At 70.5% G+C, this 505-nt stretch carries 1 protein-coding gene; it reads left to right on the top strand.

What is annotated here, in order from left to right:
* The coding region (locus ADL29_RS08265) for an acyltransferase domain-containing protein (RefSeq protein WP_157878429.1) at positions 1-505 on the top strand (505 nt) is incomplete at both ends.

The following is a 505-nucleotide window of genomic DNA, read 5'->3' as shown; positions in this document are numbered from 1 at the left end:
ACCGGGTTCACGCAGCCTGCGCTGTTCGCCATCGAGGTGGCGTTGTTCCGGCTGGCCGAGTCCCTGGGTGTGAGGCCGGATTTCGTGGCCGGGCATTCGATCGGTGAGATCGCGGCCGCGCAGGTGGCCGGGGTGTTCTCGCTGGCTGATGCGTGTGCGCTGGTGGCGGCCCGGGCGCGGCTGATGCAGGCCTTGCCTACGGGTGGCGCGATGGTGGCCGTCCAGGCAACAGAGGAAGAGGCGGCGGCGCGGCTGGTCGATGGCGTGTCGATCGCGGCGGTCAACGGCCCGGAGTCGGTGGTGATCGCCGGTGGGGAGCCCGAAGTCCTGCGGATCGCCGAGGAGTTTGCCGACCAGGGGCGTAGGACACGTCGTCTGCCGGTCAGCCACGCCTTCCACTCGCCGCTGATGGAGCCGATGCTGGAGGACTTCCGGCGGGTCGCCGAGGGGCTGTCGTACGAGGCGCCGCAGATCCCGCTGGTCTCGAACGTGACCGGGGAGGTCG

This window comes from Streptomyces chattanoogensis, assembly GCF_001294335.1.
GTDB lineage: Bacteria > Actinomycetota > Actinomycetes > Streptomycetales > Streptomycetaceae > Streptomyces > Streptomyces chattanoogensis.
Note: the sequence above shows the minus strand (reverse complement) of the source record. Positions and strands in the feature narration are given on the sequence as shown.